The sequence below is a fragment of the Mongoliitalea lutea genome, assembly GCF_014652135.1.
GTDB lineage: Bacteria > Bacteroidota > Bacteroidia > Cytophagales > Cyclobacteriaceae > Mongoliitalea > Mongoliitalea lutea.
Genome location: NZ_BMYF01000028.1, coordinates 1 through 15,849, shown reverse-complemented (window position 1 = coordinate 15,849; position 15,849 = coordinate 1). Strand labels below are relative to the sequence as shown.

Here is a 15,849-nt window from a genome sequence, read left to right as displayed (position 1 = left end):
TATGAATTCAAGACCATTGATTTTGGTTTCAAACGACGACGGGATCACGTCTAAAGGCATACGTGTGCTGGTAAATGTGATGAAAAAATTGGGGGATGTTGTGGTGGTAGCACCAGATAGCNGTATAGAGGCTTACAAGTGTAGTGGTACACCGGCTGATTGTGTCAAATTGGCCAAGCATTATGTACTGAAGGATAAAAAACCTGACTTAGTAGTGTCAGGGATCAATCATGGGAGCAATACTTCCATTTCTGTATTGTACTCTGGGACTATGTCTGCCGCTATTGAAGGAGCGTTGGAAGGTTTGCCTTCTATTGGGTTTAGTTTGTGTGATTTCTCCTCTAAAGCAGATTTTTCTCATGTAGAGGAGTATGTGTACAAAATTGCTGAACAGGTATTGAACAATGGTTTGGCCAAAGGTATAGCCTTGAATGTAAATTTTCCTCCCAAAAGGAATGAAGCAATCAGAGGAGTGAAAGTATGTAGACAGGCACATGCCAAGTGGGAAGAGGAATTTCAGGAGCGATTTGATCCTAATGGGAGAAAATATTTCTGGATGGCAGGAAACTTTGTGAATTTCGATAAAGGAGAAGATAATGATGAGTGGGCTATTGCTAATAATTATGTATCCATAGTTCCATGCCAATATGATTTAACAGCACATTATGCGATTAATCAAATCAATACAGATTGGGATTGGGATAAATTATAATTTCCTGAAGTAGTTAATAGCTTGAATAAAAAAAATGTATCCGTGAGTTTTTGAAGCTCACGGGTCACATGTTTGTTTTTAAGGGTAAAAGTAGGGAGTAGTTCTATTTAAAGAGTCGCTGACTTGCAAAATTTTATATATGTGAACTATCGAATTTGTTACTATTTAAATATACAATTCTGTAGTTTTTTACTTTTTCATTAGTACCTTTAACGTGGATATTCGTCACCGCCATGAGACTTTTTTTAAATTTATTATTTCTTAATTTATTATTGAATTTCAGAGTAATTGCATCTGATCAGGTGCAGGAAATTGATTCTTTAGCTTCTTTTGTTCTAGAAACAAGCGATAAATTTAATAAGCTTCATGCTTTAAATAGGTTGACATTTCTTCTAAGAGAGCGTGAACTAGATAAAGCACTCGGATATGCAATTTCTGCGGAAGCTTTGGCCTATGAGTTGAATGATAGTATTTCTTTAGGTAGATCCAAAGGAAATATTGGATGGATTCATTACCGTAAAGGTAACTGGAATCTTGCTTTTCGTTATTCAAAAGATGCGTACTTGATTGGTCTTGCAACAAAAGATCAATCGGAATTAGCAATGGTTTTAAATAACCTTGGGGCATTGTATTATCAACAAACAAATTATGTACAAGCGATTAGTTACTTCAAAGAAGCTTATAATATAGCCTTATCTATTGATGATAGTTTTACTGTCATTCGAAGTCTTAATAATATTGCGTTGAATTACTCTAAAATCAATGAACTTGATTCAGCTCTTTTTTTTGCAAATGAAGCTCTTGAAAGGAATCATGCTGCTGGATCAGTTTATTTTGCCAGTTTTACTATGCGGGTGATTGGAGATATATTAATGGCGAAAAATAATATTAAGGAAGCTATTGATATTTATGAAAGTTCTCTTAATCAAGCGAGTCATCAGCGGTTACACTCCTTTGAGGCATCTGTTTTTCACCGCTTAGGTAAAGCATATTTTTTGTTAGGAGATAATTTAAAAGCTATTTCCCTTCTTGAAAATGGGAAGGCTATCTCCGAAAATGGGAGTTTTCATGATGAATTGGTTCAAACCTACTATAATCTTTTTTTGGTGTATGATCAAATTTCCAACCAAGAGCTAGCTTTTGAAAATTTGAAAAAATATACAGAGTTGTATAAAATTAGGGAAGGAGAAAGCGATGAGAATAAACTCAAACTTATTCAGGGGATGTTTGAAGTAGAGCGTGCTGATGCACTTTTAGCTGCAATGAAAGCGGAGTCTCAAGTGAGCAATATAAAGCTGGATTTGTACAAACGTTTTACTTTCATTGGTGTAGTGTTAGGTTTTATTTTGATTACACTTGTGCTTTGGTTGATGTTTTTAAATAGAAGAAAGAAAAGTCTTTATGAATACCTACTGAGTGAAACAGCACTTGTCAAAAAACAAAAAGAAGATCTGGAATTAAAGTCTGAAGAGTTAGGAAAAGTTAATAGAACGAAGAATAAATTGCTGTCGATTATCGGTCATGATCTGAAAGCTCCTGTTGCACAATTGAAAAGTATACTACAATTAATTATTGATAAAGATTTAAACAGGGTTGAATTTGAAGAAGTCCATAAAAAGATATTACGGAATGTTGATGATCTTTATGTAAACCTTGACAATGTTTTATTTTGGTCAATATCTCAAATGGAGGGCTTTAAAATTCACAAAGAAAATACTCCTATCATTGAATCTGTGGAAGGGGCATTCAATCTTTTACGCTTTTTGGCTGACGAGAAAAATGTGTTAATTGAAATTGATGTTGATCGCTCATTAGCTATTGAAACGGATAAAAATATTCTGACGCTTATCATCCGGAATATTCTGAGTAATGCCATCAAGTTTTCCGATAAGTACTCTGTTATTACTATCAAAACAATCAATGAGGATTCAAAGATTAAAATAGCTATCAAAGATCAGGGAAAAGGAATGAGTCAAAGAAAAATCAAAGAACTCGTTTCAACACGGCAGACATTGGTCCAATCTGCTGATGGCACTCAAAAAGAGTCCGGGACAGGTTTAGGGTACTCACTCATCAATGAATTTATCGCCAAAATTGATGGGCAGCTTCAAATTCAAAGCGAGCAGGGGAAAGGAACGGAGGTCAGCTTACTATTTGCTACTGCATCTTACGGTAAAAGTTTAGACAGTTTAGTAGAAACCAATAAAGAAACTGGAATTTGATGGGATATTAATCCCAATTCTTTTAAGATCTGCATCACGGCTTCCAACTCAGATGATTTGATTTCATTCGTTACCGCCCAAGATGTTTGTGAAATCCATCGTTCAACATCTTTTTTGATCAGGTTATAATGTTCGCTAATCTCAGTAATAGTCTCATTATTTTTTTGAAGCTCAAAAGCTGATGCTTTAATGGCTTGCTGAATTTGTTTCATGATAGCAGCATCAGAGGCTAAGAAATTTTCGTGAGCGACAGTCACAAAGCAGGGCCAAGGTGTAGGGATTTCACCGATTCGTTTGAAAATCCCTTTTTCTACATAAGGATTGGTGGTGAATTTCTCCCAAAGAAAAATGTGTTCACCCCCATTTTCAGCATTGGCAATTGCACCCTTCAGATCATTAATTACCTCAAAGGTTACTTTTTCCAAATCCCAATGCTCACGTTTGGCCAATAAGAATGCCATTAGATGTGAGCCTGAACCAAATCGGGAAATGGCTACAGGAGGGTTTTTATAAGAATCAATCGCATTTTGAGAAGATTGGACTGACACATGAATTCCCCAGGTAAGGGGAGAGGATACGTACCAATCTGTAATCAGACCCGGATTCCCGTCGATTTTATCCCGCACAAAGCTTTCGGTCAGTAATAAGGCAATGTCAGTTTTGCCCTCTCTCAATGCTGCATTCATTGCTCCGGAGCCTTTTGGCTCGTCAATCCAGACTAATTCATAACCTTGATCTTTGAAAGGTTGAGCTTGGACTAACTTTTTCCAAAGAATGTTAAAGTGCTCTGGAACTCCTGTGATTCTGACTTGCTTCATCGGTTTTTTATCCTTATCCGTCGTGCGTTACATTTCTATCGGTAATCAATAGATTTGCTAAACTCGCCAAAATTAAGGAAGTTCCTGCTAATACCATGGTGAAAATCACTTCTTCCCCAAAAAGGAATTTGTACATGAGGTTGATTCCACCGATAGCTGCTACGATTTGAGGGATGACAATGAACATGTTGAAAATCCCCATGAATACGCCCATTTTCTTAGGGTCTACCGAACTAGAGAGCATGGCATAAGGCATAGAAAGGATACTTGCCCAAGCAAGACCTACTAAAGAAAATGAAATATGAAGCATCCAGGGTTCTTCCACCAAATAAATGCTGATGAAACCTATTCCACCAGCAAATAAGGAAAACATGTGGAGGAGTTTTCGATTGATTTTGACTTTACTTGTGATAAATGCCAAGGTTAGTGCAAAAATCATGGATACCAACCCATAAGTCCCCAGGTAGTTCCCTACTGCATCCGCTGCGTTGTTATATTCTAGGGAGCTTGTGTCCGTTGCTTTGAAGACATGTTCGGTGATGGCAGGAGTAGCAAAAGACCACATAGTGAAAAATGCAAACCATGAAAAGAACTGAACGACTCCGAGTTTTAGCATGACGGAAGGCATTCCAATAATGTTTTTGAATATTTCAGACACCCCAATAAAAAAGCCTTTACTTGCCTCTTTTTCACGTTTGAATTTTTCTAAATCCTCTGGAGGATACTCATCAGTAGTGAAAATGGTATAAGAGATAGAGGTAAAAAGAATAAGTGCTCCTATAGCAAATGCATATTTTACAGAATCGGGGATGACTCCTGGTGCAGCAGTATTGGAAACTCCTAGTTGAGTCATCATCCATGGCAGGTTACTGGCTACCCAGGTTCCTACCCCAATGATCAATGTTTGCACCACAAAACCATACGAGCGCTGGGAGTCGGGGAGTTTGTCCGCTACCAAAGCCCTAAAAGGTTCCATACTGATATTGATAGAAGCGTCTAAGATCCATAGTGCACCTGCCGCCATCCATAAAGCACTGGAGTAGGGGGCAAAAAAGAGTGCAATGGTGCTCATGATTGCACCAATCAGGAAAAAGGGGCGCCGTCTCCCAAAGCGTGGATGCCAAGTTCTATCAGACAGATACCCCACGATCGGTTGTACAATCAGGCCTGTCAAAGGTGCAGCAATCCATAAAATTGGAATGGTGTCTTTATCTGCTCCTAAGGTTTGGAAGATCCGGGACATAAATCCTCCCTGTAAAGCGAATCCAAATTGAATTCCCAAAAATCCAAAGCTCATGTTCCAGATTTGCCAGAAACTAAGCCTTGGTTTATTTTCAGATTGTTCCATAAAGGATGGTGGTTGATGGGTTATTGTAAGTGTATCACAATAGCTTCGCTTGTATTGCTTACTTGAATACAAGGAACGTCTTTGATTTCATAATAGGGATGCAAATACTCGGGTAAGGGATCAAACTCAGTTAATTTCCCTAAGAAAGCAACGGTTTCTTTAACAACCTCGGTGCTTTGTTCCTGTATAAGAGCTTTGTTTACTTCTCTTCCATGTATGTAGACCGCTATTTTCTCAAACTTGCTTGGGTATGTTCCTTCGGCGGCTTCGATTTGCAAAGTTCCTTCCTGAGGATTCCAGGTGATTTTCCGGCTATGGTAGACTCCCTCAAGATAAGCTTTGGATATCCCATCATCTTCATAATGCAGATATGAATTTGGCTCTTGTCCTTGATATACATGTAGTTGCAGGATTCCGTCAGTAGTATCTGTTGAGTGGCTGATATCAGACTGTAATGCCAAAATCGCAGAACCTTTGACATAAACAGGTAAGTAGTTAAGCGGGCAATCTTGGTAGATCACTTGATTTCCTACATGTTTTTGGTCATCAAACAGGTAGTACCAGTCTCCTTTTGGAAGGTAAACTTTAGTGATTTCTTTGAAGCTCTCTACGGGTACTACTAATAATTGATCGCAGAAAAGGTACTGATTTTGAAAAGCAGACTCATAGATTTTAGTATCAAAGGAATAGTCTATTGCCAAGCTTCGGGAAATTGGAAGTCCTGTATCTGCACTTTGCTTGAAGCTGCTGTAAATAGTTGGTAGTAGTCGATACCTGAGCTTCATATAATTTCTGGAAATTTCTTCCACTTCCTCTCCAAAGGCCCAAGGTTCTGCATCATTGGAATTGATCATGCTATGGGCTCGGTAAAATGGTGCAAAAGCAGCTACACTCATCCAGCGTGCAAACAAACCTTTGGAAGCCTCTCCTGCAAATCCTCCTACATCATAGCCTGCAAATGAAACCCCACTCAAACCAAGGCTATTCACCAAGCGGATGCCGGCCAACATGTGCTCATCACTTGCTACATTGTCACCTGTCCAAGCAGCAGCATAGCGTTGGATTCCGGAGAAGCCAGCTCTTGTCAGGACAAAGGCACGTTCCTCCGGATTTTGGAATTCGGCACCTTCTTTGGCACTGCGGGCCATTTGGAAGCCGTAGATATTTCTTGCTTTTCTATGGGACACTTCTTCACCTTCGTATGAAAATTCAATCAAATTAGGAGTGAATTGTCCCCAAGATGCCGGTTCGTTCATGTCAGTCCAATAGCCATCCACACCTGCATTTTTATAAAATTCCATTTGTTCGGCCCACCAGGTTCTGGTTTCTTCTTTGGTGAAGTCCGGGAAAGCACACCAACCAGGCCATACTTGACCTTCGTAAATGCTACCATCTGGATATTTGACAAATAAATCTTTTGCTAAGCCTTCGGTATATGGAGTGTATCCTTCTTCAGTTTTGATGCCAGGGTCCATGATGATTACTACTCTAAAGCCCATGTCTTTCAATTGGGAAATCATCCCCTTCGGATCAGCAAATTTCTCCGGGTCAAAAGTAAAGACCTTGTATTTGTCCATGTGATGAATGTCCAGATAAATGACATCCGCCGGCATATTTTTATCCCGAAAAGTCTTTGCTAAAGTCAACACTTCCGAATCAGGATAATAAGAATATCTACACTGCTGAAAGCCTAAAGACCAAAGAGGGGGGAGTTCCATGGTACCGGTTAATTGGCAATATGCTTGAATGATATCAGCTACTGTTTCATGATGGAAAAAGTAATAGTCCATATCTCCATCATCTGCCGAATAGTAAATAAAGCGGTTGTTGGAGGCTCCAAAGTTAAAAATGGTTTTATGAGTATTATCAAAGAAAATACCGTATGCTCGCTCGTGATGAACGCCAATATAGAAAGGAATACTCATGTAAAGTGGATCATCACCTACACCGTAGCCGAAATAGTCGGTGTTCCAATTGGTATATGCACTGCCTGCCCGGTTAAGTCCACCAGTCTTTTCTCCTAAGCCTATGAATTTTTCATCTTCTTGTACTTTTTTATAATTGGTCACTTCTGTCCCCAACCAAGAAACCGCAAATGCAGGGTCGTCTTGATTGAGTGAATTACCGTTACTATCTAAAAAGCTGAGGTGAAAAGGTTGTAGATTTACTTCACATTGGATGATTGACGTACGTAAAGTGATTTTGTCTTCATTTTCGGTAATAGTGAATTCAGTATTGGCAGGTTGAGCAATGACACTGTATGGATTGCCGGAAAAACTATTTTCTCTACTTACTTGAACTCTGATGGTGTGGTCCGCATAAACGGTCAATTGGAAAAAAGCATGTTCAGTTTCTCCGCTGATACCACGTTCTGTTTTTTTCCAAAAATTAACTTTACCAACCGCTAAATTTTGCTTGCTAACTGATCGCTGAGAGGCTGACTTCATTGGTCTTTGGTTATAATTGAGTTGAAGGAATTAACTAAATTAAGTAGTAAAAATGAAGTAAAAAAGTGTCTACAATAGAGTGGGATTAATTTTTGCCACTTGATGTTTGTTCAAAGGTGGCTGTTTTTCAAATTTTCCAATATTCAAACGTTTGCACAAAAAGTTTAATTTTTATGTAATTTTTTATTTACTAGAAGATTTTCTAATGATCAATTCTGTGTCAAGCATGACACTTTTGGATATAGTTCCCGTGTTTCCATTTTTATTGATCATATCCAACAATAGTTTTGTAGCAGTCTCACCTATGGATGCTCCAGGTTGGGAGACTGTACTCAATGGGGGATCTATCATGGATGAAAATTGCCAATTAGAATAACCTACCAAGCCCACTTCTTCAGGGATTTTGATGCCTAATGATTTCAAAGCCATCAAAGCACCTGCGGCTGCCAGGTCATGGTGGGCAAAAATAGCATCAGGCTTCTCTTCACCATTTGTGAATAATGCGTTTACCAATTTAAAGCTTTCGTCTTCATTACCGCTAGGGCATTCAAGGATTTTGGTGTAGGATATTGCTTCATCAAAATCTCTAATGGCCTTCAAATACCCTTCTTTTCTTTGCTTAGTAATTGTGAGATTTTCAGGGCCAGAAATATGCGCAATTTTCTTGTATCCTTGTTGGAGTAGGTGTGTTACTGCATCATAAGCTCCTTGGAAATCATTGACAGTCACGTGTACCGAGCTGTCAATAGCAGGGATTCTATCAAAAAATACTATAGGAAGTTCCAGTTCGATTAATTTGGTAAAGTGGTCAAAGTCCTTTGTTTCTTTCGAAAAAGATACCAATAAGCCATCTACTTGGTTGGCAAGCATGGTGTCGAGAATACTTTTTTCGCGCTCGTACTTTTCATTAGTTTGGCAGAGAATTACATTGTATCCATTTGCATAAGCCACTTCTTCAATTCCACTGATCACAGTAGAAAAAAAGAAGTGAACAACTTCTGGAATAATTACACCGATAGTGAAGGACTTACTCTGTCGTAAACTCAGTGCAACAGCATTAGGTCGATAATTCAATCGCTCAGCAGTCTCCTTCACGCGTCTTTTCGTTTCCTCGCTGATCCCAGGGTAATTTTTTAGCGCACGGGATACAGTAGATAAACTCACATTCAGCTCTTTAGCAATATCCTTGATTGTAGCTTGACCTAATTTCATAAAAATTATACTTTTCTAAGATGTTAAAGATAGAAATTATTTGCGGAAACTTAGTTTTTCACAAACTAAAAAAAAGTTCCTGAAAGCTAGGATTTTGGTGTTTTGCATGGTTTACGAAAATATTTTTTAGTCATTGAAAACGTTTGCGGTGACGTTTGCATAAACTAAATCTAAAATAAGTTTTGCTTTTGTTTGGTATAACGTCAAGATTTTGCTAATATTTCATGTGGTTGAATTCATTTGAAATAGACAAAAGATTAATCCACTGCACAAGTTTGAGTTAAAACAGGGAAAAAATTGAACATAACCAATATAAATAAATCCAAATGAATACCAAAACTACTAATTTATGAGAGTACTTACTAAACTATCTTTGGTAGCCCTGCTACTACCTTTACTATGGTCCTGCGGAGATATTGATAATCCGCCTATCATTCCTCAGACAGGCTCTAGTATTTTGTCTGCGCCATCAACTATTGTAATTGAAGAGGCCGATTCAGCGGCGATGATTTCGTTCACTGTTTCTCCAGCAGACTTTGGAGTACCTACCGATGTATTGTACACGCTTCAAGTAGACAGACAAGGAGCAAACTTTGCCAGCCCATTGGACGTTGCTTCCTCAGAAACTACAACCATTCAAGTTAGAGGTGATGTATTGAATAGAAGAGCAATTGCAAAAGGCATTTTGGCAGGTGAATCAGGTCCTCTTGAATTCAGAGTGAGAGCTTCCACTTCAAGATCCCTATCTCCTATTATTGGTCCAACTTCTGTTATTACAGTTTCTACATTTGCTGCGGCTGAAATCTTAAGAAATTTATTTTTAGTAGGAGATGCAACTAAGCCAGGATGGAATAATAATAATCAGAATCCTGCTTTGTTCAGAGATCCAGAAAATCCTGATTTGTATGTCTACTCCGGTTTCTTTGCTCAAGGTGCGTTTAAATTGCTTGAAGTTCTAGGTCAGTGGCAACCACAGTGGGGAACTGATAATGGAACTACTGTTAGAGTTAATGATGGTGGTAATGAACCAGATGTTATTCCTGTGCCTGCTGCTGGGTTCTATACATTTACGGTTGATTTATCAGATGGAGCCTTTTCATTAGAGCCGTTTGATGGACCTACTGATACTACTTTTGCAACTGTCGGAATTATCGGTTCCGCAACTGCTAATGGCTGGGATGCTTCAACCGCCATGACTGGTTTTGCATTTGACCGCCATATATGGAAAATCACTGCTACGCTAACAGAAGGTGATATTAAGTTTAGAGCGGACAATGATTGGGCAGTCAACTGGGGAGCTGATACTCCGATATCAGGAAAAGGGGTACAAGGTGGTCCAAATATTCCAGTTCCTCAAGCTGGTAATTACTTGATTTGGTTCAATTCCCTGGATGGTAGATATATCTTGATCGAACAATAAAAATTAACCTTGATAAAAAAGGCTACTCTTATCAGGTAGCCTTTTTTATTCTATTCTCATGCTGCCACAGTTAGTAATTCCACTTGTATGAAAAAAGTTTTCTTTAGTTTATTTTTTAGTTTATGCTTATGTGCTCTTACTTTTGCTCAGGTCACTACGATACCTGAGTTTCCACGAGCCAATCAAAAGGTAAAAATAATTTACGATGCTACTCAAGGGACAACAGGCCTCCGAGGTGTTGAACCAGTATATATCCACATAGGTGCCGTAGTTGCAGGGCCAACATCCACCACATGGGCAATCGTGCCTTTTCAGTGGGGGACTTCCAATCCAGATGCACGCATGACCAAAGTGGATGAAAATATTTGGGAATGGGAATTGACTCCTAATGAATTTTTTAACATCAATCCCAATCAAACCATCTTCAGATTGGGTATGGTTTTCAGAAATGCCAGCGGAAATTTAGAAGGTAAAACAGCTACCAATCAAGACTTTTTTGTCAATTTAAGCCAAGGTTTTGAAGTTACATTCCAACAACCGAGTAGTCCAACAACCTTGCTGGAAATTGGAGAGCAACAATTGGTGCGAATAGTGGCGAATGAGGTCTCTGATTTGGAGATTCAGGTCAATGGAGCAAGAGTTGCCTTTGGGGAAGAAGCCTCCAATTTAGAATATACCTTTACAGCTGCTGAAGCTGGAGAGTTTGAATTAAAGGCAATTGCAACAAGCGGAGAGGATACCGCTGAATCTACGGCACGAATCAACGTAGTAGGACCAAGTCCAAGAATGCCATTGCCAGAAGGGGCTAGAAGAGGGATAAATTATATCTCTGATACAGAAGTTATTTTAGTATTGGAAGCCCCTAGAAAGAAGAATGTTTTTGTCATAGGAGACTTCAACGATTGGGAAGTTCTAGCAGATTACCAAATGAACCTCACGCCTGATGGTGAACTTTTTTGGTTGAAAATTGAAGATTTGATTCCTCAGGAGGAATATATTTTTCAATATTTGGTAGATGGTGAAATACGGATAGGGGATCCCTATGCGGATAAAATATCCGATCCTTTCTTGGATACGGAGATTATCCAACAAAATAGATACCCGGGATTAAAACCTTATCCAGAGGGGAAAACCCAGTTTCAGGCCACCTTCCTTCAAACAGCCCAAGAGCCCTATGAGTGGAAATATACCGATTATAACAAGCCTAAGCCAGAAGAGTTGGTTGTGTATGAATTGTTGGTGAGGGATTTTGATGAACGGAGAACTTTCAAAGCTGTCATCGAACGTTTGGATTATCTGAAAGATTTGGGTATCAATGCAATCGAATTGATGCCTATCAAAGAGTTTGAGGGAAATATCTCTTGGGGTTACAATCCGTCATTTTTCTTTGCTGTCGACAAGTTTTATGGTCCTAGAAATCATTTGAAAGAATTGATTGATGAGGCTCATAAGCGGGATATGGTAGTGATCCTAGATATGGTGCTCAATCATGCTTTTGGTCAAAATCCTTTTGTACGCTTGTACAATGATGGTGATTTTGGCGCTCCTACTGAAGATAATCCATGGTTGAATAGGGTAGCTAAGCATCCATTCAACGTAGGGTATGACTTCAATCACGAGAGTCCATACACCAAAGCATTTGTGGATTCCGTAAATAATTACTGGCTAACTGAATATAAATTTGATGGGTACAGATTTGATCTGAGTAAAGGCTTTACTCAGGTGAACTCTGGAGATGATGTTGGATTTTGGAGTCAGCGGGATGAGTCTAGGATTGCTATTTGGAAGAATATTTACGACAACATCAAAAGCTCACATCCAGATGCCTATGTGATTTTGGAGCATTTTGCGGATAATTCAGAAGAGCGTGAGTTGGCAGATTATGGGATGATGTTTTGGGGAAATGAAAACTTTAATTTCCGTGAAATAGCTAAAGGAGGTAACCGGAATTTTGATTGGGGCTATTTCCAGACAAGGGGATGGGCTAAAAACAACTTGGTTACCTACATGGAAAGCCATGATGAGGAGCGCACCATGTGGGAGTCATTGACTTGGGGTGCTACTACACCATTAAATATCCGAAATCTGACCAATGCAGTTAACAGGAATCAATTGATGGCAGCCTTCTTCTTTAGCATACCAGGCCCGAAAATGCTCTGGCAGTTTGAAGAATTTGGTTATGATCTGGAGTTGAATAATGATCGTTTGGGAATCAAGCCTACGCGCTGGGAGTATTTGGACAATCCGGAGAGACAGCGCTTATTTAAACTTTATCGAGCCATGATTCATTTGAAGAGCGAACATAATGCCTTCAATAATCCAGATAATGCAGTTCTAAATCTATCACAGCCACTCAAATCTATTCGATTGGTGGATGGGGATTTTCAGGTGATTCTTCACGGTAATTTTGGACTTACTGACTTGAATAGTGCTAATTTGAGTTTCCCAGGACCAGGTACGTATTATAATTATTTCACGGGGGAAGAGGTTACTGTTACAGGTAATTCTAGGACATTTAGATTAAGGGCCAACGAATTCCTTTTATTCACTAATCAGCCTTTGCCGACACCTGAAAAAGGAATTCTAATGGAGGACCCAATATTGTCTATCAATCCTGAAATCGATGCTTCCCAGCTTAAAATATACCCTGTACCGGCTCAGGATCGAGTGAATATTCTCATTCCTGAGGGCATGGAATCTTTCCAATACCGTGTTATTGATGTGACAGGAGCAGTATTGACAGAACAGGTATTTTCGGGTGGAGACAACATTTTACAAATGGATTTAAAGGATTTTAAATCGGGTCTTTATATATTTGAAATCAATGATAATCGTACGGTTATCAGGAAACGATTTTTGAAACAGTAATCAACAACAAAAACCATGAAATTTAAACCCGGTGTAAAGTACGGTGAAGAGCTAAAAGATTTATTGGCATATGCCAAAGAATCTGAGTTTGCAATGCCAGCTGTAAATGTAATCAATACCAGTACAGTGAATGCAGTATTGGAAACAGCCAAAAAAGTGAATTCTCCAGTTATCATTCAGTTTTCGAATGGAGGAGCGCAGTTTTTTGCTGGTAAAGGTCTTGGCAATGAAGGACAAAAAGGTGCAATTGCAGGAGGTATCTCTGGAGCAATGCATGTACAAAGAATGGCAGAAGCGTATGGGGTTCCGGTAATCTTACATACAGACCATGCGGCCAAAAAACTCCTCCCTTGGATTGATGGGCTATTAGCAGAAGGAAAAGCTTATTATGAAGCCTTTAAAAAGCCATTGTTTTCCAGTCACATGTTAGATCTTTCGGAAGAGCCAGTGCATGAGAACTTGGAAATTTCCGTTGAATACTTCAAGGAATTTGCTAAGCTAGGAATGGCTATTGAAATCGAATTGGGTATTACAGGTGGAGAAGAAGATGGGGTAGATAATTCAGACGTAGACAGCAGTAAGCTATACACACAGCCTGAGGAAGTTTGCTACGCATTTGAGCAACTGAGAGAGGTTTCTGATTTATTTACTGTGGCAGCTTCTTTCGGAAATGTTCACGGGGTGTACAAGCCAGGAAATGTCAGCTTGAAGCCAGAGATTTTGAAAAACTCCCAAGACTATATCAGCAAAAAGCATGGATTAGGTCCTAAGCCAGTGTACTTTGTTTTCCATGGAGGATCGGGTTCTTCATTAGAGGAAATTAGAGAAGCCAATAGCTATGGTTCTATCAAAATGAATATTGATACAGATCAGCAGTGGGCATTCTGGGAAGGTATTAAGAACTATTACAAATCCAATGAAGGATATCTGCAAACACAGCTGGGTAATCCTGAAGGTGCAGATAGTCCAAATAAAAAGTATTACGATCCACGCGTATGGTTAAGAAAAGGTGAAGAGACCTTTATTAAGCGTTTGGAATTGGCATTCGATATGTTGAATGCCATCAATAGGAACTAATTAGTTGACTTTAAAAAATCAGAAAAAGTCACGGGAAGTGACTTTTTCTGTTTCTCGAGGATTATGAAGTATTTAAAAGGTATTGCTTTTTCCATTATCGTGGGAATGTTGTCATCATGTGGAGGTGTTGGTTCTGGGGAGGTTGAAAATCATTGGCCCCATGCGGGCATTACGTATGAAATTTTTATCCAGTCATTTTACGATTCTGACGGAGACGGAATCGGAGATATCAATGGGGTAATCAAAAAATTGGATCATGTCAAAGAGTTAGGGGCCAATGCTATTTGGTTTATGCCAATCATGCCATCACCCACATACCATAAGTATGATGTGACCGATTATAAAGAAATTCATCCTGATTACGGGACTTTGGAGGATTTCAAAAATCTGATTAAGGAAGCCCATAAGCGGGATATTAAAATTGTGATTGATATGATCATTAATCACACAAGTACTGAGCACCCATGGTTTATTGAATCCAAAAAAGGAAGAGATAACCCTTACAGAGATTATTATGTATGGGCTCAAAAAGACACCATTGCTGACTTTATCAATAAAAAAACCATCACATTGGATAGTGATAATATCCGTCAATGGCACGATCCAGGCTTTGGAGAAGATTATTACTATGGATTTTTCTGGGGTGGAATGCCAGATTTGAATTTTGATAATCCTAAAGTGCGTGAAGAAATTTATGACATAGGGAGATTTTGGTTGGAGGAAGTCGGTGTAGATGGATTCAGACTAGATGCTGCTAAACATATATTTCCAGATGACAGACCGGAGGATAACCATGCGTTCTGGAAGGAATTCCGTGATAAAATGACTGCTATCAAGCCTGATATTTACTTGGTAGGTGAGGTGTATGATCGCAAAGAAATTGTAGCGCCATATCTGCCTGGACTTCCTGCGTTGTTTAATTTTGACTTTCACTATACTTTAATCGAAGCCTATCGCAAAGGGGATGGGATGTTGCTTGCCAAAAAGCAAAAAGAAGTCTTAGACTTTTACCAAGGCATCACCAAAGATTTTATTGATGCTACCTTTTCTTCCAATCATGACCAAGAGCGTTTATTGAATTCTTTGGATGAGAATCCTAAAAAATTAAAGCAAGCGATTGCCATTTTGATGACTATGCCTGGGGCTCCTTACTTGTATTATGGAGAGGAAATAGGTATGTTAGGTAAAAAACCTGATGAGCATATCCGTGAACCTTTCTTGTGGGATCTGAAAAATAATGATAAAGGAAGAACACGGTGGATAGAGCCGGAGTACAGTACCGATGAAACGGTCACTCCATTGGCGATTCAAAAATCGATGTCAACTTCTTATTTCAACCATTACAAAGAAATCATCAAGTTGCGTAACTCCAATCGTGCTTTGGCATTAGGTGATTTAAATTTGTACGAGGGAGACCTTGAGACGCAAGTGATGGCCTATTTCCGGGATTACAAGAATCAATCATTATTTGTGGTGCACAATATTGGTGATACAGAGGTTTCTTTAAATCTGCCAAATGAATATGACCATTTTCTTCATTCTTTGGGTACTGCAAAAATTGATGAGGGCAAATTGATTTTGGCAGCTTACAGTAGTGCTGTTCTAAAATAAATGGTATCTAATCACTAGTGTCCGAGAAACGATTTTAAAATAAGGGTAGATTCAATTGCTTAAACCTACCCTATTTTGTGTACTTTGTGTTTACGACAACATAAATTACACATG

At 38.9% G+C, this 15,849-nt stretch carries 10 protein-coding genes; 6 read left to right on the top strand and 4 right to left on the bottom strand.

Annotation, left to right across the window (positions count from 1 at the left end; translation table 11 throughout):
* Position 1 precedes the first annotated feature (1 nt).
* On the top strand, positions 2-712 hold the full coding sequence (gene surE / locus IE080_RS17950) for a 5'/3'-nucleotidase SurE (protein ID WP_189586075.1): 711 nt from the start codon (positions 2-4) through the stop codon (positions 710-712).
* Positions 713-945: 233 nt separating this feature from the next.
* The gene (locus tag IE080_RS17945; RefSeq protein WP_189586072.1) at positions 946-2,934 is read left to right on the top strand and encodes a tetratricopeptide repeat-containing sensor histidine kinase; all 1,989 of its coding nucleotides are present in this window, start codon (positions 946-948) and stop codon (positions 2,932-2,934) included.
* On the opposite strand, the gene IE080_RS17940 is transcribed toward IE080_RS17945, so the two are convergent.
* From IE080_RS17940 to IE080_RS17925, 4 genes are all read right to left on the bottom strand, one after another.
* On the bottom strand, positions 2,880-3,752 hold the full coding sequence (locus IE080_RS17940) for a type 2 periplasmic-binding domain-containing protein (protein ID WP_189586069.1): 873 nt from the start codon (positions 3,750-3,752) through the stop codon (positions 2,880-2,882). The genes IE080_RS17945 and IE080_RS17940 overlap by 55 nt on opposite strands.
* 13 nt (positions 3,753-3,765) lie before the next feature.
* Positions 3,766-5,100 carry an MFS transporter gene (locus IE080_RS17935; RefSeq protein WP_189586066.1) on the bottom strand — a complete coding sequence of 445 codons (1,335 nt, stop codon included), beginning with the start codon at positions 5,098-5,100 and terminating at the stop codon, positions 3,766-3,768.
* A 20-nt stretch (positions 5,101-5,120) separates the two neighbouring features.
* The gene (locus IE080_RS17930; RefSeq protein WP_189586063.1) at positions 5,121-7,547 is read right to left on the bottom strand and encodes a glycoside hydrolase family 31 protein; all 2,427 of its coding nucleotides are present in this window, start codon (positions 7,545-7,547) and stop codon (positions 5,121-5,123) included.
* Positions 7,548-7,730: 183 nt separating this feature from the next.
* A complete protein-coding gene (locus tag IE080_RS17925) occupies positions 7,731-8,759 on the bottom strand; it encodes a LacI family DNA-binding transcriptional regulator (RefSeq protein WP_189586060.1) in 1,029 nt (342 codons plus the stop codon).
* A gap of 349 nt (positions 8,760-9,108) precedes the next feature.
* On the opposite strand from IE080_RS17925, the gene IE080_RS17920 reads away from it, so the two are divergent.
* From IE080_RS17920 to IE080_RS17905, 4 genes are all read left to right on the top strand, one after another.
* On the top strand, positions 9,109-10,179 hold the full coding sequence (locus IE080_RS17920) for a SusE domain-containing protein (protein ID WP_189586057.1): 1,071 nt from the start codon (positions 9,109-9,111) through the stop codon (positions 10,177-10,179).
* 87 nt (positions 10,180-10,266) lie between these two features.
* Positions 10,267-13,047 carry an alpha-amylase family glycosyl hydrolase gene (locus IE080_RS17915; RefSeq protein ID WP_189586054.1) on the top strand — a complete coding sequence of 927 codons (2,781 nt, stop codon included), beginning with the start codon at positions 10,267-10,269 and terminating at the stop codon, positions 13,045-13,047.
* Positions 13,048-13,062: 15 nt separating this feature from the next.
* Positions 13,063-14,124, top strand: coding sequence for a class II fructose-bisphosphate aldolase (gene fbaA / locus IE080_RS17910; protein WP_189586051.1), 1,062 nt, complete (start codon positions 13,063-13,065; stop codon positions 14,122-14,124).
* A 105-nt stretch (positions 14,125-14,229) separates the two neighbouring features.
* Entirely contained in the window at positions 14,230-15,735 is a 1,506-nt protein-coding gene (locus IE080_RS17905) for an alpha-amylase family glycosyl hydrolase (RefSeq protein ID WP_373295142.1), read from the top strand.
* Positions 15,736-15,849: the final 114 nt, after the last annotated feature.